Below are 23,793 nucleotides of genomic sequence, written 5' to 3' on the forward strand. Positions count from 1 at the left end.
AGCGAGGAACGAGGCGGACCGCTATGGCGCTCACCGCGATCACAGGCGCGCAGATCTTCGACGGAGAGAAGACGGTCGGCGTGCAGACCGTGGTCATCGACGGCGGGAGGGTCGCCCGTATCGGTGGCGACGCTCCCCGGGGCAGCGAGATCGTCGACGGCAGCGGCGCCACCCTGCTGCCGGGACTCATCGACGCCCACGTCCACTCCGCCCCGGGAACCCTGGCGCTCGCGCTGCAATTCGGGGTGACGACCGAGCTGGAGATGCAGGGGATGAACACCCGGGAGAACCGGGGGTCCATCACCGACGACGACACCGTGGCCGACGTGCGCTCCTCCGGCTTCGCCATCACGCCGCCCGGCGGTCACCCGAGCGAGCTGATGCCCGAAGGCTTCCGGCCCAAGTGGGATCTCCCGCCGGTGATGCCCCTGATGCCGTTCTCCACCACTCCCGAGGAAGCGGCCGCCTTCGTGCCCCAACTCCTCGCCCGGGGCTCCGACTTCATCAAGTTCATGATCGACGACGGCAGCGTGGAGGGACACCCCGGGCTGCCCTCGCTCGACCAGGCCACCGTCAACGCCGGTGTCGCCGAAGCAAAGAAGTACGGCGCCCTCACCGTGGCCCACGCGCTGACCGTCGACGCCACCAGAATGGCCGCCGAGGCCGGCATCGACGGCCTCACCCACGTATTCATGGACCAGCCGCACACCGACGAGATCATTGCCCTCATCAGGGACGCGGGCATGTTCGTCATCCCCTGCATCACTCTCAATGCCTCGATGATGGGGATCACGGGCGGCGAACTCGCCGACGACCCCCGGGTCGCCGCACGCCTCGACAGCAAGTGGGACCAGACCCTGCGCTCCAGCTACAACCGCTACCCGCAGGGCAAGCTCGACGACGTGTACGACACCGTGCGCGCGCTGGATGCCGCCGGCGTGGACGTGCTGGCCGGTACCGACGTCTCCATGTCCGAGACGTTCTTCGGCGGCCTGGCGCACGGAGCGAGCCTGCACCACGAACTGCAGTACCTGGTGGCTGCCGGCCTCACGCCCGAACGGGCCCTGCGCGCGGCCACGGCGACCACCGCCCGCCGCTTCGGCCTCGGCGACCGGGGGCGTATCGCCGAAGGACTCCGCGCCGACCTTCTACTGGTCGACGGCGACCCGGTCAGCAACATCAGCGACACCCTCAACACCCGCGCCATCTGGCGCCGCGGCACCCGCCTGGCGGCCTGACCGAAGCACTTGCCCCTGAGGGAAAGACTCAGTTCGCCTTCATGGGCGAGCCTGCCCGAGCCATCGGCTGCGCACATTCGCATTGATGCTGCCGGTTCTTGGCGGCCTGTCTGCGGATTGACGCCACCGCCCACGGCCTGCGCTTCGTGGCGCACATCGCCCTTAGCGGGCAGGAAGCGGAGGCAACTCCTTGGTCGGCCGCCGGATGGATTGGTGCGCTCGGGCGCAGCGCCAACGCGCCTGCTGTGGAGCCGGTATGTGGACACCGCTCGAAGAACCCTGCACCAGACGGCCTGCAGGGGCGCTCATTTGGGATAGGTGACGCTTGGTCAAGTGGGTGGGGGCCGCACGGACGTAACGGCTTGGTGCGGATCATGGTGGCCCTCTTGGCGTGGGTCTTTGGTGTTTGGCATGTTGCGGGGCGTGGGTGTCGGGTGTGGCGTGACTGTGCAGCACCCCGGTAGCGGGCCTGTCGGTGTGTGCCGGCGGGGCGTCACGTTCGGGGCGGAAGGGGCGCGGCTATGGGAGATCAGCTTCTCGGGGGCCGCTACCGGTTGTTGCGGCAGCTCGGCGAGGGCGGCATGGGCGAGGTCTGGCAGGCCCGGGACGAGAGGCTGGGCCGGCTGGTCGCGGTCAAGGTGATCGCCTTGCTGGCCGGGGGCGGGAGCCGGGGCGACGAGGCGCGCGCCAGGTTCCTGCGCGAGGCGCGGATCACCGCAGCGCTGCAGCACCCGAACGTGGTGACCGTCCATGACCTCGGGCAGGCCGACGCCGAGGGCGGCGGGGCGCCGTTTTTGGTGATGGAGCTACTGCGCGGGGAGGCACTGGATGCGGTGGCGCGCCGCGGACCTGTCCCGTTGTCGGACGCGGCACGGTGGGGCGCGCAGATCTGTGACGCCCTGGCCGACGCCCACGAAGCCGGGGTCCTGCACCGCGACATCAAGCCCTCGAACGTACTGATCACGGAGAGCGGCGCCGTGAAGGTTCTCGATTTCGGCATCGCGCGGGCCGCGGACCCCTACGCGACGGCGAACCGCCTCACCCAGACCGGGTTCATCGTCGGCACGCCCCCGTATATGGCCCCCGAGCAGGCGCGCGGGCACCCCGAGGCGCGCAGTGACCTGTACGCGGTCGGCTGCCTGCTGTTCGAACTGATCACCGGCCGGCTGCCGTTCCAGGCTCCCGACGCGGTGGGCTACCTCACGGCCCACCTCACCCGGGATCCGCCGGCTCCCAGCTCGGTTGCCGCGGACATCCCGCACGACTGGGACGAACTCGTCCTGACCCTGCTCCACAAGACGCCCGACCGGCGCTATGCGTCCGCCGCCGATGTCGCCACTGCACTGCGGCGGCTCGGGACAGGCCCCCGGCAGACGCGGCCGGAGGGTGCCCCCTCCGTGATCGCGGACCACCGCCGCCATGGCACCGGGAGTCACCATTCGGAGAGCCCCGGATCCCAGGAGGAGCGCAAGCCGGCCGAGGCGCCGGCGACGGCCGGTAAGGCGTCTGCGAGCCCGGAGGTCTTCTCCAACCCCCGGTCTGCGGAGGGGCGCCTGCTGGGGTTCGTCCGCCGCGTGGTGATCGCTGCTGTGATCTTGTGTGCGTGTGCGGTCATCGCCCATATCGCCAAGCCCGAAGAGTCGTGGGCGGTGGAGGACGTGGATGTGGTCGTGTTCGGCTTTGTCCTGGCGCTCTGCGTGTACCTCACGTGGATCGACCGTGAGAAGGACCGCTTGAGCATCTCCGCACGAGAGCTTGTCGTGTCGCCCGGAGGCCCCTTCCGGACCTGGGAGCCGATCGCCGTCCCCTGGAGCTCACTTGAGCGGGTGGGCCTGACGGGCCAGGGCCGTGCCACCGTGGTCGTCGTATGGTTCCGGCCGGGCCGCCGTCCCGCGGCCAAGGCGAATCAGCGGCGTCACATCAAGCGTCTTCCCGGCCAGGACGGCTACGTCCTGTACCGCCTGGCCCACGACCCTGCTTCGGATGGCCCGGACTCAAGGCGCGAGAAGATGCGTGCAGTTCTCGCCAAGTGTGCCGACGCCAAAGGCGTGGAACTGGTCGCCTCGCAGGAGGGACAGTGACGGGGCATCAGGCCGATCGCGCGACCGAGAGCCTTACCTGACGCATGACCGCGATCGGGGCAGCGCGACCCCCGACCACCCGCGGCAGGGATATGCAGGGCGGCGCGACATTCGACGCCTGCGGCCGGTGCCCGGGCGCCTGCTTCATGCCGGCCGGGAAAGCGGATGTCTGAGGCTGGGTGGCACCTGGTGGAGCGCCTTCGGGAGCCCCGGCACCGCGTCCGGGGCTGGTCCGGGGGGCCGGGCCGGGGTCACAGCATCCGGTCGACCAGCCCGTCGACGTAGTCGGGGGTGAGTTCCATGCCGAACAGGACGCGGATGTACATCGGGGCCAGGACGTGGTCCAGCACGCCGAAGGCGTCGGGTGCGGCTTCGCCGCGGTCGCGGGCGCGATCGAGCATGGACTGCAGTTGCCGGGTGCGTTCGGCGCGCAGGGCGTCGCGCGCCTGCAGGCCCTGGTCGCCGGTGCCGGCCAGGGCGAAGGCCAGGCGCAGCAGCGCCAGGCCGTCGGGTCCGGTGATCTCGCGGGCCACCTGGGCCGCGTAGGTGCGCAGGTCGCCGGCCAGGCTCCCGGTGTCGGGCATCGGCGACAGTTCGTTGAGCCGGGTGAGCGCCACGTCGGTGAGCAGGGTTTCCAGGCTGCCCCACCGGCGGTAGATGCTGCTGTCGGCCACGCCCGCGCGGGCTGCGACCTCGCCGACGGTGAAGTTGCCGTAGCCGCGCTCATTGATCAGGTCGGTGACGGCCTGGTGCACCTGCGCGCCGACGCGGGCGCTGCGCCCGCCGGGCCGCCGGGCTCGCTCTGGTTCGTTCATGCACCCACCTTAACGCAGTCGCCACTTGCATTAGTGAGGCGACTCTCCTTATAGTCTCCTAACGCAGCCGCTGGCTGCGTTAGCGTCCGGGTCGACCACATCGGCCCCGAGAGGGCGCGACCGACAATGGAGAGGAATCTGCATGGCTGCATCGCCTGCGACCGTAGGCAGCGGGCCGAACAGGGCCGTGCTGCTCGCGGTGACCTGCCTGGGCCAGTTCATGGTCCTGCTCGACAACACGATCGTCGGAGCAGCGCTGCCCGACATGCAGCACCGGCTGCACACGCAGCTGACCGGACTGCAGTGGATCGTCGACGCGTACGTACTGCTGGTCGCCATGCTGCTGCTGTCCGGCGGCGTCTTCGCCGACCGGTTCGGCCGCAAGCGCGTGTACCTGACCGGCGTCGCGGTCTTCACCGTCGCGTCCGTCGTGTGCAGCCTGGCGCCCTCGGTCGGCTGGCTGGTCGCGGGGCGGGTCCTGCAGGGCATCGGGGCCGCGGCGCTGAGCCCTGCCTCGCTCGCCCTGCTCGTCGCCGCCTATCCCGTGCCGCAGGAACGCATCAAAGCGATCGGCCTGTGGGCCGGGTTCAGCGGCATCGGCCTGGCCGCAGGCCCCGTGGCCGGCGGCGTGCTGACCGATGCCTTCGGCTGGCCCGCCATCTTCCTGGTCAATCTGCCCATCGGCGTGGCCCTGCTGTTGGTGGGTCTGCGCAGCCTGGCGGAAACCCGCAACCCGAGCGCCCCCGCGATCGATGTCCCCGGCACGGTGCTGTCCGTGCTGGGGGTGGGGGTGCTGACCTACGCCCTGATCGAGGGCGGTGCCCGCGGCTGGACGGCGCCGGTGATCCTGGGCAGCTTCGCCTCCGCGGTACTCCTCCTGGCCGCCTTCGTCGCCGTCGAAGCGCGCCGGTCGGCTCCGATGCTGCCGCTGCGGCTGTTCCGGCAGCGGCTGTTCACCGTGTCCAACACCGCCATGGTCGTGGTGGGGTTCGCGCTCATGGGGTCGTCGTTCTTCTTCTCCCAGTTCTTCGTGTACGTCCAGGGCAGCTCGATCATGCGCGCCGGCCTGCAGACCCTGCCGGTATCCCTCGCCATGGTCATCGTCAGCCCGTACGCAGGCCGGCTAGCCGCCCGGTACGGCTACCGCATCGTCGTCACCACCGGCCTGGCCCTGGCCGGCCTGGGCCTCCTCGCGCTCGGCACGGTGCACGCCGATACCGGCTACGGGAACGTGTGGTGGCGGCTGGCAATCATCGGCACCGGCTTCGCCCTGACCCTGTCCCCGCTGACGGGAGCCGCCATCCAGGCGGTCAGCCCGCAGGAAGGCGGCCTCGCCTCGGGCATCAGCAGCACCACCCGGCAGATCGGCGCGGTGCTCGGCGTGGCGCTGCTCGGAGCCATCGTCCGCACCCGGCAATCCGGGGGCGCCTCCTTCGAAACCGGCCTCAACAGCGCCTTCCTCGCCGCGGGCGCCGTCACGTTGGCCACCGCCGTGTGCACCGGCCTGTGGCTGGCCACGTCCAAGCCCGCGGAAGCCTCCGCGCCGCCGCAGCGCGCCACCGACCCGGGTACGGTCACCCCCTCGCACAAGGAGGCCGCGAACATCCGCTGACGGCGGCACCGGCCGTGACCAGGAGGCGTCCCGCCGGGATCATCCGGCAGGACGCCCTTCGGCCGACCGGATACGGCGAAGCGGTCTCGCCCCTGCGGCGGGGCACCGTTTTGAGGGTGAGCCCGAGGAAGTGGCGGGCCCGTCGGTCGCCAGGGCTGCCGTGGGCGGGCATGCCGAGCGTTCGGGAGAAGGATGATGCGGCCCGGATTCCTGCTGCCTTCCGCGGCAACGCTGGCGCCGCCCTCCGTGCCGGGTCGGCTCAGGTTTCTAACAGGCACAGGGTCGCGATCCGGTCCCAGCCGTAGGCGGCGGTCCTCTCGCGCAGCCCGAGTTCGGCGCTGGCCCTGATGATCAGGCACTGGGACGGGGCGAGGCGGCTGGCGATGAGAGCGAGGGCCTGAAGGATGCTCCTCGACACGAAACTGACGTCGGTGAGATCCAGGACGATCTCGTCGGTCCGTGCGGCCTCGTCGGTGAGCGCCAGCGCCAGGGGCCCGCGATGGGAGCCGAGGACCTCGCCCCGCAGACGCACACCGGGGCCGGCCGACAGGGGCAGCATCAGCAGGAGATCATCGGCGAAGTAGCAGCGCATCACGATTCCCGGGGTCTTGGGGAAACGCACCGGCAGGGATAGCGACGGCGGGAGTTGCAAGGCCGTTGGCGCCCCGGACGCGGTGCTATGTGGCGGGCACAGGCTCCCGCTGGAGTCAGCCGCTGGCGAAAGGGCCCCAGCCTGGGCCCGGTTGGAACGCCGGTAAGCCGGTTACCGCGCTAACGGCAACCGGTCGACCACGGACTGTGTGCAACCTATTGCGGCGCGCGCCCATGCGGAAGGCATGTTCCGGACCGCTTCCTTGAGGAAGGCCGGTTCGATCGGTAGCGGGCCCGCGCCCGGGCGACGTCGGCGCCCCGGAACCCGAACCACCGTTATGTGCCCATGGTCGTGTACCGCCCGGTACGTCAAGGGGCCCGTCACTCGTAGGGGTTGCTGCCGGGCTCGATGTCCCTGGGTCTGTGCTGGCGGCATACCGTTTCGGGGAATGCAGCCTGCCGAGGTCACAGAGCGGTGGGGCGGATCGGGGAAAGGGCGGCGTGTGAGCTGGGAAGCTGAGGGATCTTGGATGGCGCGGGCGATGTGCCGGACTGCGGATCCGGACGACCTGTTCGTCCAGGGCGCGGCGCAGCACAGGGCCAAGGCGGTTTGTTCGGGCTGTCCGGTGCGCACGGAGTGCCTTGTGTATGCCCTTGATTCACGTGTCGAGCACGGAGTGTGGGGCGGTTTGACGGAGCGGGAGCGGCGCGCGCTGCTGCGGCGGCGTCCCACGGTGACGTCGTGGCGGCGTCTGCTGGAGGCGGCGCGGGTGGAGCACGGGAGGCAGCGGCGTGCCGGAGGCGGTGCGGGCCGGCAGGCGGCGGGCTGACCCGGATTTGCCCGCCTCGCGGCGCAGTTGGCGGGGCTACCGGCTGATTCCAGCAGTACGTGCTGACCTGCGTGGCGCCCGTCGGTGCCGAACGGAGACTGTTTTGCGCAGGACTTTCAGCAGACTCGGACCAGCTTGACCTTCCCTCTCGGATACCCGGCTGGTGCGCTGACCTCATAAGCTCGCCGAGTTGCTGGCCGCTTGGCCTACGACGCCTGCTTCCATGTCGGTCGTACGCGGCTCCCGTTCGAGGTCCAGAGGCCTGCGGGACGGGCGGGTTTGCTCTTTGGCAGGTGGCTACGGTGTGAGGCGGTCCGCTTCGGCCAGCAGCAGATCGCCGAAGGGCTGAAAGCCAATACCGCAGGCATAGACGCCGCTGAAGACTCTGTGGATGGTTCCCCATTCCCAGATGGCGGTGGCATCCACGCCGGTGCGGGAAGCCAATTGCGCAGTCCGCGCCCAGAGGTCATCGCCAAGGTCTGGATTGCAACGCACGATCGTGCCGAGATCGCACGCCGGTTCGGCCCGCAGACCGGCTGGATCGATGAGCTTGTAGCTACCGTCACTCGCCTGCAGGGCGTTCATCTCGTGGATATCACCGTGGACAAGAACCGCGGACCGATCGTCGTGGGCGAGGCGACGACGATTCATGCAATTCAGCGCGTCCGTCACGGTGGCCGGCGAACACGGCCGCCCGGCCTGCTCCCAGAGTCCCGGCAGCCGATCGGCGTACTGCTCGGCCAACTTGGCGCCGGTCGGCAGGCCGATGTCGGGACCGATCGGGCGCCACAGGCGAACCGCCATGTCGCACAGCAAGGCGTGGCGGCTTGCAGGGTCGACGACGATGTCGTGCATCGGAGCCCGCAGACGCTCCAGCAGCAGGGCTTGTCGACCCATGTCTTCGCGCAACAGCTTGGGGCATCCCTCTCCGTTTGCCAGGCGCAACACCGTGGCCTCCTGCCGGATGTCCCTACCTGGCACACCGATCTTGAGGACCGCCGGAGTCCCGTCGACGAGTGTCGCCTCGACGACCAGGGCGGCGTGACCGCCTGCGAAGCTGGCGCCGATCATCAGCGACCACTCCCGGACCAGTGAGTCGACCAGGCCCGGCAGCTCGTCCAGCCAGGATTCGTTCCCGTCGGCCATGACCGTCTTGCGTACCCGGTCAGGAATGTCGAGGCTCATATCGCCAGCCTAGAGCCGTGGCCGTATTGGTCCGCCGGACTGGTTGAGGCCGCGGTGTCGAGGGTGCGTCCGCCCCAGCGGATGGAGGACTGACCGCGCCTGGTTGGGCGGATGGTGGCCGTCGTGTGGAAGTCACCGCACATCCGACCGCCACGACCGCCGGCCCGGCGAACAATCCCGATCAGCGGCGTGGTCAGCGGCGTGCTTTGAGCCCCTCCACGAGCAGGCCGAGCCCGAACTCGAAGTTGCGGTCGAAGTCGGTGCTGGCGAGGGTGGCCAGGGTGCTCTTCAGGTGGGGGTAGTCGCTGCCTGACGTCACGGCGCTGCGCAGTCTTTCCGCGCCGGTCTGATCGCCCTCCTCCGTGGCGGTGGCGGCCTGTTCCTCCAGGGTGTGGCCGACGGTGAAGTTGGCCACGGTGTAGAGCGTCCGTGCCGCGTCGTCGCCGGAGAAGCCCGCCTCGCGCAGGACGCCGACGAGTGTGTCCGCGAAGCCGAGGACCCCGGCGCCCGTGGAGTGGGTGCCGGCGAACACGCGCGCCCCGTCCCGGTGGGCGAGCAGGGCGTTGCGCAGGGCGTGCGCGAGCGCGGCGAGCCGCTCGCTCCACGAGATGTCGCCGCCCGCGGCCGTCACCACGACGCCCTCCATCATCTGCTCCGACATCGCCGTGAGCAGTTCCTGCTTGGTCGCGTAGTAGCGGTACAGCGCTCCGGCCTGCACGCCCATCGCGCCGGCCAGCCGCCTCATGGTCAGGGCGTCCAGGCCCGACTGATCCAGCAGGTCGAGGGCGGTTTGCACGGTGTGCGCGCGGTCGATCCGGGAGGGGCGGCCGCGCGGTGGGGTGGACGGAGAGCTCATGGAGCCCATTATAGTGAACAACGTTCACGTGAACGTTGTTCACTAATTCTGGGTGCGAGAAGAGCGGGAGGACGACGCCGATGGACGTCGACGTGATCATCGTGGGAGCAGGGCCGACCGGGCTGATGCTCGGCTGCGAGCTGGCCCTTGCGGGAGTGCGCACGCGGATCGTGGAACGCCGCGCCGCACCGCAGCGGGACTCCCGAGCGCTGAGCCTGCATCCGCGCAGTGTCGAGCTGATGGACCAGCGCGGGCTGCTCGACCGGTTCCTGCCGCAGGGCCGTCCCGTGCCCGGCTGGCACTTCGCACAACTCCCCACCCGCCTGGACTTCTCCCGGCTGGACACCCGGCACGGCTACACGCTGTTCATCGCCCAGGCCCGTACCGAGGCACTGCTGGCCCGGCGGGCGCACGAACTGGGCGCGGAGATCGTACGGGGACACGAGGTCGTCCGGCTGAGCCAGGACGACGACGGAGTCCAGGCGCAGGTGCGGGGCCCCGGAGGCGCCGAAACCGTCCGCGCCCGCTACGCGGTGGGCTGCGACGGCGGCCGCAGCGTGGTGCGGCAGGCCGCCGGCATCGCCTTCCCGGGCACCGACGAGACGCTCACGGGGATGCTCGGCGACTTCGCGGTCATGGACTCCGACCCCGCCGTCCTGGACGCCGCCCGCGCCGGGGGCGTGCTGGTGGCGCCCCTGGAAGACGGTGTGACGCGGCTGGTCCTGCTGGATCCGGACCGGATCCGCGTACCGAGCGCGGAGCCGGTGACCCTGGAGGAGTTCCGCGAAGCCCTGCGGCGCCTGTGCGGCTCCGACTTCGGCGTCGGCGAACCCCGCTGGCTCTCCCGCTTCGGCAACGCCACCCGCCTCGCCGACCACTACCGCTCCGGCCGGCTCCTGCTGGCCGGTGACGCCGCCCACATCCACTTCCCCGCCGCGGGACAGGGTCTCAACACCGGTCTGCAGGACGCGATGAACCTCGGCTGGAAGCTGGCCGCCACCGTCCACGGCTGGGCGCCGCCCGGCCTGCTGGACAGCTACGACACCGAACGGCGCCCGGTGGGCCAGGCGGTCACCGAGAACACCGAGATACAGACGCTGCTCGCGGAACTCACACTTGTCCGGGAATACCGACGCCCCGCGGCCGCCCTGCGCCGCCTCCTCGACGACCTCCTGCGCATGGACGAGGTCAACCGCACCCTCGCCTCCCGCATTTCCGCCCTCTCCACCGTCTACCGGCCCACCGAACCCGGAGCCGACCCACTGGTGGGCCGGCGCATGCCCGACATCGGCATCAAGGCCGGCGGACACGCGACACGCCTGTACGACCTGCTTCCCCCGGCCCGGTTCGTCCACCTCGACCTCACGGGCGATCCGGAATCCTCAGCAGCCGTCACCCGGGGCTGGGGCCCACGGATCTCCGCGGTGGCCGTGAACGCCCACGACGAGCACGCGGACCTGCGGGGAATCACCGAAGTCCTGGTACGCCCGGACGGACATGTCGCCTGGGCGACACGCGCCACCGACACGGCCGCCCGGTCCGGCGAACGCCGCGCCGCGCTGACGGCATGGGCCGGAACCCCCCTCTGAGCGCGGCGTTTCTGCCCCAGCGGATGCCCTTATCGCTGCGCATGCAGAGAAGTTCCCGGCGCCGGGAGGCGAGTGGAGACGCCGTCACCAGTACTGGATCATCACTTTGGCGATGATGACGACGCCCACCCCGAGGAAACCGAGGCCAAAGACCGTCCCGAACATGTCCTTGGCCGGCTGCGGCTCGGAGGCGGTGGCCTTGTCCGGCTCGTCGCCTGCGTAGTACACGAGCGTGGCATCGCCTGGTTCCCGGCTTGCCGGGCCGCCGGATTCCTTGAACCGGACGGCCCGGCCGTCCGGCGTCGTGAAGTCGTATTCGTGCCACTGGATGCGCCGCGCCACGTTGTTGACCATCTGGACAGTGGCCCAGGCGCGCACCACCCGCGCCTGCGCGGTCAGTCCGCTCTCCCACGCCGCGCGCCGTTGCCGCGTGCGGCGCACGATCGCGTGGGCGGCCCAGAACATCAGCACGATGAACAGCGGGAAGAGTATGTGGAAGACGAAATCCATGCGGTATGTACCCCCGTACACGAAAGAAGGACCGATGCGCGCGCCGCGCGGACCGGCAGTCGGTCGCGGTGCACGCGGACCCTATCCGAGGGCATCAGGGGCATGACATCCGGGCGTGGACCGGAAGGTGACGTACGAGCAGAGGCAGGGGTCTGACCCGCTCGCCCCGGCTCCGCCGACGCAGCCCTGGCGGAACCGCACAGCCTCCCGCGCTGGAGCGCGGCGGTTGCGGCAGGCGCCCGGATTGGCGAGGACTCGCCCCGCTCTGCAGTTCGACGCCGCCCCGGCGTTGCCCGCACAACGGCCCGTCCCCGGCGCTCTCCAGGCCGCGGAAACGGGCCATTTCACTACGTCGCGCGACGTAAAACCCCGGTCTGGGATCGATTTCGGCCGACATTGCGGCCCGAATAAACGTTACGTCCGACCCTGGGCCGGGTGATGGGCACGATGAGTGGGGCCCAACCGGATGGACGCATTGCCGCAGGGGTAGGCAGTGAACAAGATCGGAGGAGAGGCCATGTCTTTCAAAAACATCTTCGAGGGCGGCGGAAGCGAAGCCAAGTCCGCCGAAGAGTCCGCGCAAAAGGTATACGAAAAGATCCCGGGCGCCCGGCCCGAACGGCAAGGGATCGACCCGGAACTGTACGACGGAATTCCGGATGTCGAGCGTGACCCGAAGATTGTGCGTGAGACGTCACCCGAGGCGCTCCGCATCATGAACGGGTTTCTGTCGCCGCTGTTCCAGCGGACCGGGTCGGCGGCCGCCGAACAGCAAGCCACCTGCGAGGACCCCGCATCGACGACCGGCATGGCGTCCGCGTCCGAGGGCGAGACGTTCAAGAAGGTGAACGTCGAGATCAGGGACGAGGACCGGCCGGGGGTCAAGGCTGAGGACCTGCCGAAGATGAGCGAGGCAGAGATGGAAGAAATGAGAAGGAAGAACGCCGAAGCGGCCGCGAAAGTCGAAAGGACCGACGGCACGCCGGCCGAGGGTGAGTGACTGCCACATCGTTGAGTTCCGCGGGAAAGGGAGGGCCCAAGGGAATGGGCGATGCAAAAAAGAACAATGTGAGTACGGCTCATCTCGGCGAACGCTACATGCGCCACCCGCTGACCGGCCGGAACCTGAAAGAGCTCGACGTCGCCACAAAGGCGCCCGCGATCCTGGACCAGGGCAGGGAGAAATTCAAGAGGAAGGCCGAAAAGAAGACGCCGGACGGTGAGGACCGGTACGTCCACCCCACTGGATTTTCCCTGAACAAGGGACGGTTCCAGGAATTCCCCGAAGGAGAAGCCGCGGCGCACGAGCGCGGATGGACGGCCTACATGACGGTGGGTGTGCCGCTCGTCGAAGAGCGGGCCGACATCGCACAGCCTCCTCCAGATGTGATCTCCAAGCAGACGTATGTGAACCGGACCGACCCCGTCCCCACGAAGTGGTCGCACACGGTCGAGTTCTCGATCTCGAACACGATCAGCTGGTCGCTCCAGGGGCAGGTGCAGCTCACCTTCGGCGCGAAGGTCACCGCCTCGCTCCAGCAGCAACTCCAGAAGAGCATGGCGGCGAACCAGTCGCAGAAGACCACCCTGAAGAACAGCAGGGACAACCAGGGCGTCGACTCGGAGTCCCAGTCGCAGTCGACCAGTACGACCACGGCCACGAGCACCGCCACCGGCACCGGCGAGCTGTCGGCACAGCTCATGCTGGGGATCACCGCGTCGGTCAGCGGCTCGCTGACCACCGCGTTCAAGACGTCGTCCACGCTGAGCGGTGAGGTCGGCAGCCGGGTTGACGTCCTGGCCACGCAGCGGCGCCAGGTGCGGAGGTTCGACTACGAGTTCCCCATCTCCTTCGGCGGGTGGGTCGCGCTGTATTACCCCGAGCCGGTGGAGGTCAAAGAGACGCACCCGGACGGCCCCCAGACCAAGGAGCCGGCCTATGCCAAGGTCATCGCGTGGAAGCTCGGCGAGACCGGCGCGCCCCAGGACACCTTCGACCTGACCGACGAGGGCAGGCCGTTCTTGCAGCGGGGGGAGGCCGAGGTCGTCTCCACGCTCGCCGGAGTCCATGAGGTCTTCGAGCTGGAGAAACTCGAGTTCGACAGCAAGATGCACCCTCTGCACAAGGGCGGTGGCGCACGGCAGGCGAGTTCCCGGAAGCCTCCCGTCACGCTCGCCGAAGGGCTGGGCACCGCCGACGGTCTGGCGCTGGACCGGGCGAACCAGAAGGCGTACGTCACCGACCGGTACAACGGCGGCAGGCTGCTGCAGGTGGACCTCGCCGACGACGGCGAAGGCGTCAGCGACAGCACCGAATGGGTCCTGGCGACGCCGGGTCAGGTCAACGACGTGGCGCTCGATCTGCCGGGCAACCAGGCCTACATCACCGACTACAGCGGCAAGCGCCTTTTCACGGTGGACCTGGCCGACCGCTCGGCCCCTCCGGTCGAGATCGCCGAAGGCATGAACGCGTACGGCGTCGCCCTGGAACTGCCGGGCGGCCGGGCCTACGTCACCGACGTGGAGAAAGGCGAGTTGATCGAGTTCAGGCTGGACGGCCGCCCGGCACAGCGGCAGCGCACCTGGAACGTGCCGAGGGCCGCAGGGGTGGCGCTGGCCGAGGGCAGGGCGTACGTCGGTCAGTACGACCTCGGCGGGCTGTACGAGGTCGACCTCACGGCGGACGGCGTCCCCCCGCGCACCGTGGCCACCCGTCTGGGGTGCAGCGTCCGCGTGGCGCTGGACGGCGCGGGCCACGCGTACGTCTGTGACTCGGCCGGCGGCAAGGTGCACGAGGTCGTCGTGGCCGACGGCGAGGCCAAGGGCCGTCAGCGCGTGGTGGCCGAGGGCCTGGGCAACGTCAGCGGTATCGCGCTGGACCATGACAACGGCCTGATCTACGTCAGCAACCGGCAGGGCAAGCTGCTGCGGATCCCCGGCGCGCTGCGGGGCACCCCGGCACCGTCGTAGCAAGACACGCCCCCACTCGGGTGCGGATTGGCCCGCCGGAGAGTCCGGTGTGGTGTACGGATGCTGTCGGCCGGCCGCGCTACGCGGCCGGCCGACAGCGTTCGGCGGGGCCAGTGTTGGTGCGCCATCACGTGCGGCCGGGAGAGGACGTCACACCGCAGAGGCCACAGATGCGGCTGCACGACACGCTCAACTCCACGGCCGCGAGGCGAGACCATACCCAAGCCCATCTGCCGCTTCCCGCACACGCGGAGATGACACTGAGCCTTTTCCAACCTCAGGTTGAGGTGTGATGAAGGGCGGGGATGGTCTTCACGATGGCGGTGACTCGGTTGGTGCTACAGCGGAGTTTCCGCGGGAGGCGCCAGCCCTTCAGGGCGGCCATGGCTTGGTCGCCGAGGCACCGGATTCCGGCCTGGGTGCTGTTGTGCCGACGTTGCCGCAGCTTGATACGCAGGCCGCGGAAGGGCGCCCGGGTGGTGCCGCCGGCGCCTTGATACGCCTTGTCCGTCCAGCACTTCACCTCCGCGTCGCGGGGGTGTAGTCACCGGCAGCACCCGTGTCGTGGCGAGCGCCCGGAGCGGTGGGTGAGGTCGCCAGCAGTCGACCTGCCGCATCGGCGATGGCCTGCCACGCCGGGCTCGTCGGCATGGCGGCGCTGACCCGGTTGGGAGCTGCCGCGGAGCTGCGCACCGACCGGTGAGCGGTCGGTGCGGGCCCGGTCTACCGGTTCGCGGCTTCGCGAGAGGCGGTCCGGTTTGTGCGAACGACCGCGCGGCCCACGGCGTTGCGCACCGCGAGGCCCGGCCGGGTGCGGGGCACCATGAGCCTGGAGAGCAGACCGACGCGTCGTTGCCGCGGGCCTACCTCACGGCGGAGCCGCGACTCGTAGGCGGTGAAGGCGCGGGCGTGGTCACCGGGATGGGTGGCGAGCTCTTCTGCGAGGGCGTACGCGCCCGCCATCGCCATGCTGGACCCGTCGCCCAGCAGGGCTGTCGCCGCCGCCGCGTCCCCGAGCAGTACGACCCGTCCGCGGGACCACGAAGGCACCCGGACGGTGGTCAGGGGGTCGAAGAACGGAGCCGGGTGGTCGAGGAACGCCGCCACGAGTTCCGGTGCCCGCCACCGCACGTCGGCGTAGGCGTCGGCCACGGTCTGCTTGTGAAGGGCGATGTTCTTGCGGTCGTGGGGCGCCGGCGGTGCGGCCCGGAAGGTGAAGATCGCGAGCGGGGTGGTCCGCGAGGGGTGGAGGACCAGCATCCGGTTCGGCACGGTCAGCATCGTCATCTCGGTCGGGTCCTCGATGGCGTCCGGTTCCAGCGGGACGGTCGCGCCGTACAGGCCCAGGTCGCTCGCGAACTGCCGCTCGGGGCCGAATACCAGGCGCCGTACGGTGGAGTGCATCCCGTCGGCACCGACTACCAAGTCGAAGCGCCGTGGCGCGGACCGCCGGAAGGTGACGTCCACCCCGCCTTCGTCCTGGTCGAGAGCGGTGACCGTGTCGTCGAACAAGAACTCGGCCTCGGTCTGCGCCGACCGGTGGAGCACCTCGGACAGGTCGGCTCGGGTCACCTCGACCGTCGGCGCCTTGTCCGAGGTGAGCGGGAGTTGCAGGATTCGCCTGCCGCCGGGGTCGAGCAGGGACAGCGACCGATTGCGAGTGGCGAGCTCATGGAGCTGCGGGAGGATGCCCATGTGGTCGGCGACCGGGATCGCGGGCCCCTTCACGACGATCGCGCTACCACCGGAGCGCAGCTGCCGGGCGTGTTCGACGACCGTTGGCCGGTAGCCGTTCCGGGAGAGCCAGTAGGCGAGTGCGGGCCCTGCGATTCCGGCACCGACTATCAGCACCTCGGGTTTCTTCATGACGATGACCTCTCGGAGTGTCGATGACCAGGTCCCCGGTGAGTGCCGGTGCCGGGGCTCAGGGCGCGGCGGCACGGGGCAGCACAACCCGGGGAAAGGTACGAAAGATTTCGTACCTCAGTGGAGCACGCCCTTCAGGTACGATGCAAGTCGTACTTGAAGGAGGTGCGGCGTGGCCGGGAGGAACCTGGTCGGCCCGGAGGCCGATGCGCTCGATCTGGGTGCGGTGTTTCGCGCCCTCGCCGACGAGCACCGTCGTTCGGTGATGACGGAGTTGGCCGCCGACCGCAGCGACAGCGAGCGGGGCTGCAACTCGTTCGATCTTCCGATCTCGAAGCAGACCCAGACCCACCACTTCCGGGTCCTGCGCCAGGCAGGTCTCATTGACGAGATCGACTACGGTAACCGCAAGGGCATCCGACTACGACGCGCGGACATCGAGAAGAGATTCCCCGGGCTGCTCACGCTCCTGGGCGCAGAGTCCCCGGGCGGTACCGCTCCTCGCTGAGCGCAGCTGAGCACCCCGGAGGGGAGTCCGAGTCGTCCCTGAGCCGCAAGCTCGACCGGATCCAGCTCGCGCCCGGCTCGCAGGCAGCCGAGCGCGACGCGGGCACGAAGGGGATCGGTGTCGCTTCGACCACCGTCCCGCGCTCGTGATCGGCGCCGAGCACTTCCGCGCGCGCTCCCTCACGCCACCACCCACCGAGGTGTCCTCAACCTGCGTGCGGAGCAGAGCCACTGGGGTAAGGGCGGGGTCCGGGCGTAGAGAAGCTCCTGGTAGACGGGTGCGTGTCGAGTCCAAGCCATCCTGCCAGGAGCTTTCCGCATGCTTGCCTGCCCAGCCGGGGTCGATCTGTCCACCTCCGTTCTGCGCTTCCTCGCCCGTGAGTTGACCGCACGTCGTCTTGCGCAAGGAACACGATGGCGCCGGCTGGCCGCCGGACGGCACGCTGCTGCCAATCGACCGGATCGCCGCCGACCGACCCTTCTACTCCGGGAAACATAAGAAGCACGGCATGAACGTGCAGGTGATCGCCGCCCGGCAGGACGGTTACTGTGGGCGTCGCCCGCGCTGCCGGGATCCGTCCACGACATCAAGGCCGCGCGAACCCACGGCATCATCGGTGCCCTGGCGGGTGCTGGGGTGGATTGCTGGGCCGACAAGGGCTACCGGGGCGCCGGCGGCACCGTGCGAGTTCCCTACTGGGGGCGCTGGGAGACTCTCTCCCCTGGCCAGCGGGCCGTCAACTGCTCACACGCGAAGATCCGTGCACTCGTCGAACAGGCCATGGCCGCCCTCAAAACCTGGCGGCTGATGCGCAAACTGCGATGCTCTGCCAGCCGTATCACCAGCATCGTCCAGGCCGTCCTCACCCTGCACCTGACATGCACAAACTGAGGTTGGAAAAGGCTCACTGTCTAATTCGCTCTGAAAATAGGGTTGTTGAGGCCGGCGGCACACGCTGGGTGAGCAACAGCTTGGAGGCGTGGCCCCGCGACATGTCCGGGATCGAGCGGCACGGTCACACCCAACGGCCGCCAAAGACCTGCGACATCGGTCACGGAACTGGGCGTGGAGAACGCGCCGCACTCCGCGTTCACGGCGGCAGGAGCGCCGTCTCTGAGGCAATTCCCAGCCGCTGAACGAGGGGGGGTGCGCCCGGGGGAGATAGGCCGGACACGGACCCGGCAGCCCACCCTTTGGACAGGTCTGCCGCCACCGGCAGATCACCAGCTCGACTCCGACCGGCACCCTCGACGGCGAGGTGTGCGGCCTGCGAGAGGCTGGTCGCACCACACGGCGCGACAGTTGGCAGGCTCTCGTGACGCGACTTCCGACACCTGTCGATTGTTGGGCGGGAGTCCCGACGCCACTCTTCCAGGCATGACGAATCTGCCACCCGGGTGCCGGGCGACCACGCACGCCTTCCTCGCTCCTGCCGCACGGCCCGCCGCGACGGCGCGGAGCCGACCGACCTCCTGCTGACGCCCTCGAACGCGGACGAAAGGCGGCCCCAACCGGCCGGCGGAGGCTAGTCGCCTCCAGCGCCCGGGCGTCGCCGAGAAGCGCCGGATCCACGGGCCTGCCTCGTGTCCCCGCTCGTTACTGATCCCTGCTCGTTCCTGGAGGCCACCGTGTCCGAATCCGTCCCCCGCTCAGAGCAACAGAGCCTTCCCCGAGCGGGCATGGCCGTGCTGGCCGTGCTCGCCGTCGCCGTCGGCGCCCTGGAAAACGTACCCATCCCCGTGCTTCCGCTCCTGCAGCGCGAGCTCTCCCTCACCGCGGCGCAGGCGGCTCTGCTCACCACGACGCTGGTCCTCAGCGGCTCGGTCACCGGTCCGATCACGGCGAAGCTCGCAGACCTCTTCGGCGGGCGTCGCATGCTGCTCGTGATGACATGGATCATCGTCGCGGGCGCCGGCGTCTCGGCGTTCGCCGACTCCCTGCCGGTGATGCTGGTGGGCCAGACGCTCCAGGGCATCGGCGTCGGCATTCTGCCGGTCGCGTTCACGCTGGTACGGGAGTACGTGCAGGAGCGCATGTCGCTCGCCGTCGGACTGGTCACCGGGCCCTTCATCGCCGGCACCGGCCTTGGGATCGTGGCCGCGGGGCCGATCGCGGACGCGATGTCCCGCCGATGGGTCTTCCTGCTTCCCACCCTGGTGGTGGCCGCACTAGCTGTCGCGGCCCAATTCGCCCTGCCTCGGCGCAGTGCGCCCGGCCTTCGACGACAAGGACGGGAAACACTGGACTGGCCCGGCGCCCTCCTGTTGGCTCTCGCGCTCGGCGCCCTCACGTTCAATCTCTCCCGGATCCCGCGCACCGGATGGCTGTCCACTGAGTCCTTGACGCTGTTCGCCGTCACCCTCGTCAGCGGCGCCTGCTGGGTGGCCGTGGAGCGACGGGCCGCCACACCTCTGATCGACCTCCGTCTCCTCGGGCGCCGCGGAGTGTGGAGTTCGGTCGTCGTCGCCGGCGTCGTCGGTGCGGGGTCCGCCGTCCCGGCTTACTTGTTCCCGCAGTTGCTCGCGATGCCGTCCGAGGCGGCCGGGTTCGGCTTCACCGCCTCGACCAGCCAGGTCAGTCTCTACCTGTTCCCGGCATACCTCTGCGCCATGTTCGTCGGACCGTTGTCCGGGCAGCTGGTCCGCTGGTTCGGATCCCGCCTGGTCGTCGCCGGCGCGCTGGTCGTCACGGCCGCCGGGCTGCTCTTCGCCGCCCTGTGGCACAGCGCCCCCTGGCACGTCGTCCTCAGCCTGATCGTGGCGGTCGGTATCGGCGTCGGCGCCGCCGGCACCGCGCTGTACGTCGGCACCATCGCGTCGGTTGATCCGTCCGACACCGGTGTCGCCACTTCCGTCAACATGGTCGCGCGCGGGATCGGTGCGGCGATCGGCGTCCAGATCTCCGCGGCCGTGCTGTCCACCGGCACGAACCCCCTCACGCAGCTGCCCACCGAGAACAGCTTCCGGTTCGGATTCCTGCTCGCCGCGATCCTGGCCCTTCTGCCTCTGGCGATCGTCGCGTTCATGCCCGGCCGCGCCCCGGCACCCAGCCGCCCCACGGCGGGCAGGGTGCCGGATCCGGTACCTGGCTCGTAGGCACCTGCGGACGATCCCGCGCTCAGGACACCAACGGCCTGCCACGGCAGTACTTTCCCAAGGGCCGGCCTGTCCCGGCGGATTCGGGCTGCTTGGGCCAGGACGCGGTCGGTGACGTCGATCCACTAGCCGGGGGGAGGGGGCTCTTCGCCGCGGGCGTCGGCCGCCGCGATTTCCCGGCCGCGTTCGACGGCGGCGAGGGTGTCCTTGGCCACGCGCTCGTCCATGGTGGGGCCGGTCGTGCAGCATGTCGCGCCTCATACGGAAGGGGCGGTACGCGCAGGGCGAGCACTGACGCCGGACAAAGGCCGCTGCGCGTCCGCGCTGCGGTTGCTCCCACCGGGTACGGCCCGACAGAGCCAGGCGCTTTTCGGACAAGCGCTCGCGAATCATGGTCAGCTGCCGGACCGTCACGGCACAGTGACGCAGAGATCGCCGACGGGCTGCTTCGGGGAGGGGTGCAGTGAGAATGCGCTTCAGGGTGCTCGGGGAGATCGAGGCGTACGTGGACGGCCGCCCGGTGGACCTCGGGCACTTGCGGCAGCGATCCGTGCTGGCCGCGCTGCTGGTCGACGCCAACCGGAGCGTCTCGGTGGACCAACTGGCCGACCGGGTCTGGGGCCACCGGCCTCCACAGCGGTGGCGACCGACGCTGTACAGCTATCTCTCCCGGCTGCGGCACACGGTGGAGCCGGCCGCCAACGGAGCCGTGGGCATCAGCCGTGGACCCGGTGGCTACCGGCTCATGGTCGATGCCTCGGCGGTGGACCTGCACCGGTTCCGCGACCTGGTCACCCGGGCACGCGGCAGCGAGCAGGACGATCAGGCCGCAGCCCTCTTCGAGCAGGCGATGGACCTGTGGCACGGGCCCGGGTTCGGCACCCTGGACACGCCGTGGTTCAGCGCGCAGCGCGAGGCCCTCGCCCACGAGCGGTTCACCATGAGGCTGGACCGCAATGACGTCGCCCTCAGGCGCGGGCGGCACGGTGATGTGCTCGCTGATCTGACCGCGCAGGCGGCGGCGCACTCGGTGGACGAGCGGCTGGCCGGGCAGTTGATGCTCGCTCTGCACCGCTGCGGCCGCTCGGCGGAGGCACTCGCGCATTTCGACCGTACGCGCCGCACGCTCTCCGAGGAACTGGGTATCGATCCGGGCCCTCAACTGCGCCGGCTGCACCGGCGGATTCTTGCTGCTGACGCGTCCCTCATCGTCCAGGCGCCTGCGCCTGCGCCTGCCGCTACCTCACTCCCCGTGCCATGCCAGATGCCGACCCCGCCTGCCTTGTTCGCGGGGCGGGAGGACGAGCTGGAACAGCTCACCAAGGCGTTCTGGGACACGCCGGAAGGCACCGTGGCGATCCCGGTGATCTGCGGGCCGGGCGGTGTTGGCAAGAGCTGGCTGGCCTCCCAGTGGGTCAGCCAAAACACTCAGCGGTTCCCCGATGGGCAGTTGTACGTGGACCTGCACGGCTTCGACCCCCGTACGCCGCCGTTACCTGCCCGCGCAGCGCTGAGCGGATTCCTGGACGCGCTGGGCATCACCCGCGACCGTATCCCCGCAGACATCGATGCCCAGTCCGCCCTGTACAGGAGTCTCCTGGCCGACCGGCGGATGCTGATCGTCCTGGACGACGCCCGCGACGCCGACCAAATCCGCCCGCTGCTGCCCGGCGGCCCGTCCTGCGCCGCGCTCATCACCAGCCGCAACCGGCTGACCCCGCTGACGGCCACGCACGGCGCCAGCCTGCTGCCGCTGGACGTGCTGCGTCCGAACGAGGCCCGGGCGCTCCTGGAACGCCGCCTGGGTGCCGATCGCACCAGCACCGAGCCAGAAGCCCTTGCGGCCCTGGCGGAGCACTGCGCCGGACTGCCGCTGGCCCTGGCCATCGTGGCCGCCCGCGCCGCTATGCACCCCGACTTCCAACTCGCCGTCCTCGCCGAGGAACTCGGCCGGACCACTGACCGCCTCACCGCACTCGACCTCGGTGACCTGACGGTGAGCATGCGCGCCGTCTTCGCCTCTTCCTGCGCGGCGCTGACCCCGGCTGCCGCTCGGCTGTTCGCCTTCCTGGGGTTGGTACGGAGTGCGGACATCACCGCCACCGCCACCGCCAGCCTGGCCGGACTTGCCCCGACAGAGGCCCGGGTGCTGCTGGCGGAGCTGGAGAGCGCGCACCTGGTGCGCCAGCACCGTCCCGGGCGGTACCGGATGCACGACCTGGTGCGCCTGTACGCCGTCGAGCTGGCCGCCGTCCTGCCCGACCAGGAGACAGTGCATGGCCAGAACCGGCTCCTGGACCACTATCTGCACACGGCGTTCGCCTCCAACCGGCTGCTGGACGGCCCATACACGCCCTTCCGGCCCCAGCCAGAGCCTGCGGTCCCCGGCAGCAATCCCATCTCGCCCGATGACACCGCGGCCGCGCTCCAGTGGTTTGACGAAGAGCACGAGTGTCTGCTCAACGCCCAGGCGCAAGCGGCGATCCTCGGCAGGCACCGCTTCGTAGGGCAGCTGGCCTGGACGCTGATCTCCTATCAACTAAGCCGACACCGGCTGGAGGAGTACGTCAGCGTGTGGCAGACCGCCCTCACCGCGGCCGAGCACGACGACAACCCAGCCGCCCGGATCCTGGCGCATTGGCGCCTGGGCTTCGCCAGCTCCCGCGTCGGTGACCACGCACAGGCCCTCGACCACCTGCATCACGCCCTCGACCTGGCCGAGCGTTCGAACGACCTGGCGGGCCAGGCGCACATCTACCGCACCCTGGCGCGGGCCTGGGAGGAGCAGGGCGACAACACACGCGCCCTGGATCACGCGGAGCACGCGCTGCGGCTGTACCAGGAGGTGAACCACCCGCTCTGGGAGGCGAACCAGCTCAATGCGGTCGGCTGGATGCATGCCCGGCTCGGCATGTACGCCCGGGCCCGGGCCCGCTGCGAGCAGGCGCTCGCCCTTTTCCGCGCACAGAGCCTGCCGGAGCACGGGGCGTCGACTCTGGACAGCCTGGGCTACATAGCCCATCACACTGGCCGCTACGGCGATGCCCTTGAACACTACGAGCAGGCTCTTGCTCTCTTCCGTGAGGTGGGTGATCTCGCCAACGAGGCCGACACCTTGGCCAACGCCGGCGAGACCCATCTGGCCCTGCACCAGTACCAGGAGACCCGCCGGGTCTGGGAGCGGGCCATAGAGCTATACCGAACCCAGAACCGAACCGCCGAGGCCGACGGCGTGTGCGACCGCCTGGCCTCATTGGAGACGCTTTAGGCGGAGATGTTCCGCGGGGATGCCAGGCCGGTTGCTGTCCCCCCGTCTGGCATCCGTCTGGCATCCCCGCGTCCCCCGGTCGGTGCCGACTTCGGCCCGGAGCGTTGCAGCCGGGCCAGTCCCCCTTCTGACACCGGCCGCCCCCACTGCCTTCGATCAGGATCAACCGCGGCCTGGCTGAAGCCCCCACCGTGCTGGAGCAGAACGCCTCAGCGGTCTTCAGGTCAGCCGGCGTCCCAGAAGCCGGAAGCCACCCGCTTGCCGGAGGTGCACCCGGCGTACACGCCCCTGCGGTCCCCGTAAGCGCGAGTGTACGTACTGTACTTGGTGCTCCCGGTGGAACACTTGACCCAGGTGCCGTACTTCTCCGGTCCGGTTCCGTCGCACCAGCCGGTGAACCCTGTTGTGGTGAAACTGATCGCGTCGCAGTTGCCGTTCCAGTCCTTCACGCCGACGCCGGACGCACTGCCATGCGAGACCTCAGCGACGGCGGTCTGTTCGGAACGACTCGATGAGGCACTCGCCACTTGAGGGGTCAGTGCCATACCGCCCAGCATCAATGCTCCGACGGCGGCGTAGATGCGGTGTTTCTGCATGGTGGCTCTCCTTGAAAGCGCTGTGGTCACCTGTTTTCCGGGCACTCGCGGATGACCCTGGCCCCCTCCTGCACGAGACCTGCCCACCCGGCTGTGCGCCCTGCGGAATACGATCGGGTTCTGACCTGGGGCAAACCTTGTAAGACCATTGAATTACCTGGTCAGGGCGTACATGCGAGCCGG

At 69.7% G+C, this 23,793-nt stretch carries 17 protein-coding genes and 1 pseudogene; 11 read left to right on the top strand and 7 right to left on the bottom strand.

Annotated elements, in window-relative coordinates; genetic code table 11:
• Positions 1-23: 23 nt before the first annotated feature.
• Both ABZ906_RS20635 and ABZ906_RS20640 read left to right on the top strand, forming a co-directional pair.
• Complete coding sequence (locus tag ABZ906_RS20635; protein ID WP_361384416.1) at positions 24-1,238, top strand: amidohydrolase family protein; 1,215 nt, start codon at positions 24-26, stop codon at positions 1,236-1,238.
• 521 nt (positions 1,239-1,759) lie between these two features.
• The gene (locus ABZ906_RS20640) at positions 1,760-3,319 is read left to right on the top strand and encodes a serine/threonine-protein kinase (RefSeq protein WP_361384419.1); all 1,560 of its coding nucleotides are present in this window, start codon (positions 1,760-1,762) and stop codon (positions 3,317-3,319) included.
• 251 nt (positions 3,320-3,570) lie between these two features.
• Here the strand turns inward: ABZ906_RS20640 and ABZ906_RS20645 are convergent, their stop codons facing one another.
• Positions 3,571-4,134 carry a TetR/AcrR family transcriptional regulator gene (locus ABZ906_RS20645; protein ID WP_361201110.1) on the bottom strand — a complete coding sequence of 188 codons (564 nt, stop codon included), beginning with the start codon at positions 4,132-4,134 and terminating at the stop codon, positions 3,571-3,573.
• Positions 4,135-4,276: 142 nt separating this feature from the next.
• On the opposite strand from ABZ906_RS20645, the gene ABZ906_RS20650 reads away from it, so the two are divergent.
• Complete coding sequence (locus ABZ906_RS20650) at positions 4,277-5,746, top strand: MFS transporter (protein ID WP_361384422.1); 1,470 nt, start codon at positions 4,277-4,279, stop codon at positions 5,744-5,746.
• Positions 5,747-6,005: 259 nt separating this feature from the next.
• On the opposite strand, the gene ABZ906_RS20655 is transcribed toward ABZ906_RS20650, so the two are convergent.
• On the bottom strand, positions 6,006-6,338 hold the full coding sequence (locus ABZ906_RS20655; protein WP_361384425.1) for a hypothetical protein: 333 nt from the start codon (positions 6,336-6,338) through the stop codon (positions 6,006-6,008).
• A gap of 529 nt (positions 6,339-6,867) precedes the next feature.
• Here ABZ906_RS20655 and ABZ906_RS20660 point away from each other — a divergent pair.
• Positions 6,868-7,167 carry a WhiB family transcriptional regulator gene (locus ABZ906_RS20660; RefSeq protein ID WP_361384428.1) on the top strand — a complete coding sequence of 100 codons (300 nt, stop codon included), beginning with the start codon at positions 6,868-6,870 and terminating at the stop codon, positions 7,165-7,167.
• Between the two features lie 297 nt (positions 7,168-7,464).
• Here the strand turns inward: ABZ906_RS20660 and ABZ906_RS20665 are convergent, their stop codons facing one another.
• Together ABZ906_RS20665 and ABZ906_RS20670 are read right to left on the bottom strand one after the other, a co-directional pair.
• Positions 7,465-8,352 (bottom strand): aminoglycoside phosphotransferase family protein, encoded by an 888-nt coding sequence (locus tag ABZ906_RS20665; RefSeq protein ID WP_361384431.1) that lies wholly within the window; start codon positions 8,350-8,352, stop codon positions 7,465-7,467.
• A 193-nt stretch (positions 8,353-8,545) separates the two neighbouring features.
• Complete coding sequence (locus tag ABZ906_RS20670) at positions 8,546-9,208, bottom strand: TetR/AcrR family transcriptional regulator (RefSeq protein WP_361384434.1); 663 nt, start codon at positions 9,206-9,208, stop codon at positions 8,546-8,548.
• Positions 9,209-9,288: 80 nt separating this feature from the next.
• Between ABZ906_RS20670 and ABZ906_RS20675 the strand changes: the two genes are divergently transcribed.
• The gene (locus ABZ906_RS20675) at positions 9,289-10,797 is read left to right on the top strand and encodes a monooxygenase (RefSeq protein ID WP_361384437.1); all 1,509 of its coding nucleotides are present in this window, start codon (positions 9,289-9,291) and stop codon (positions 10,795-10,797) included.
• A gap of 84 nt (positions 10,798-10,881) precedes the next feature.
• Here the strand turns inward: ABZ906_RS20675 and ABZ906_RS20680 are convergent, their stop codons facing one another.
• The gene (locus ABZ906_RS20680; protein ID WP_361384440.1) at positions 10,882-11,307 is read right to left on the bottom strand and encodes a DUF3592 domain-containing protein; all 426 of its coding nucleotides are present in this window, start codon (positions 11,305-11,307) and stop codon (positions 10,882-10,884) included.
• Positions 11,308-11,800: 493 nt separating this feature from the next.
• Between ABZ906_RS20680 and ABZ906_RS20685 the strand changes: the two genes are divergently transcribed.
• Both ABZ906_RS20685 and ABZ906_RS20690 read left to right on the top strand, forming a co-directional pair.
• On the top strand, positions 11,801-12,307 hold the full coding sequence (locus ABZ906_RS20685) for a hypothetical protein (protein ID WP_361384443.1): 507 nt from the start codon (positions 11,801-11,803) through the stop codon (positions 12,305-12,307).
• A 68-nt stretch (positions 12,308-12,375) separates the two neighbouring features.
• On the top strand, positions 12,376-14,277 hold the full coding sequence (locus ABZ906_RS20690; protein ID WP_361384446.1) for a hypothetical protein: 1,902 nt from the start codon (positions 12,376-12,378) through the stop codon (positions 14,275-14,277).
• Between the two features lie 723 nt (positions 14,278-15,000).
• Here ABZ906_RS20690 and ABZ906_RS20695 read toward each other — a convergent pair.
• Positions 15,001-16,143 carry an FAD-dependent monooxygenase gene (locus ABZ906_RS20695; RefSeq protein WP_361384449.1) on the bottom strand — a complete coding sequence of 381 codons (1,143 nt, stop codon included), beginning with the start codon at positions 16,141-16,143 and terminating at the stop codon, positions 15,001-15,003.
• Positions 16,144-16,315: 172 nt separating this feature from the next.
• Between ABZ906_RS20695 and ABZ906_RS20700 the strand changes: the two genes are divergently transcribed.
• From ABZ906_RS20700 to ABZ906_RS20715, 4 genes and pseudogenes are all read left to right on the top strand, one after another.
• Entirely contained in the window at positions 16,316-16,651 is a 336-nt protein-coding gene (locus tag ABZ906_RS20700) for a winged helix-turn-helix domain-containing protein (protein WP_361191988.1), read from the top strand.
• Between the two features lie 318 nt (positions 16,652-16,969).
• A pseudogene (locus ABZ906_RS20705) lies at positions 16,970-17,542 on the top strand (transposase family protein).
• A gap of 788 nt (positions 17,543-18,330) precedes the next feature.
• Positions 18,331-19,746: an MFS transporter gene (locus ABZ906_RS20710; protein WP_361191985.1), complete on the top strand. Its 1,416-nt coding sequence runs from the start codon at positions 18,331-18,333 to the stop codon at positions 19,744-19,746.
• Between the two features lie 469 nt (positions 19,747-20,215).
• On the top strand, positions 20,216-23,014 hold the full coding sequence (locus tag ABZ906_RS20715; protein ID WP_361384871.1) for a BTAD domain-containing putative transcriptional regulator: 2,799 nt from the start codon (positions 20,216-20,218) through the stop codon (positions 23,012-23,014).
• A 224-nt stretch (positions 23,015-23,238) separates the two neighbouring features.
• On the opposite strand, the gene ABZ906_RS20720 is transcribed toward ABZ906_RS20715, so the two are convergent.
• Positions 23,239-23,610, bottom strand: coding sequence for a hypothetical protein (locus ABZ906_RS20720; protein ID WP_361384452.1), 372 nt, complete (start codon positions 23,608-23,610; stop codon positions 23,239-23,241).
• Positions 23,611-23,793: the final 183 nt, after the last annotated feature.

The sequence above is a fragment of the Streptomyces sp. NPDC046925 genome, from assembly GCF_040644915.1.
In the GTDB taxonomy this organism is placed as follows: domain Bacteria; phylum Actinomycetota; class Actinomycetes; order Streptomycetales; family Streptomycetaceae; genus Streptomyces.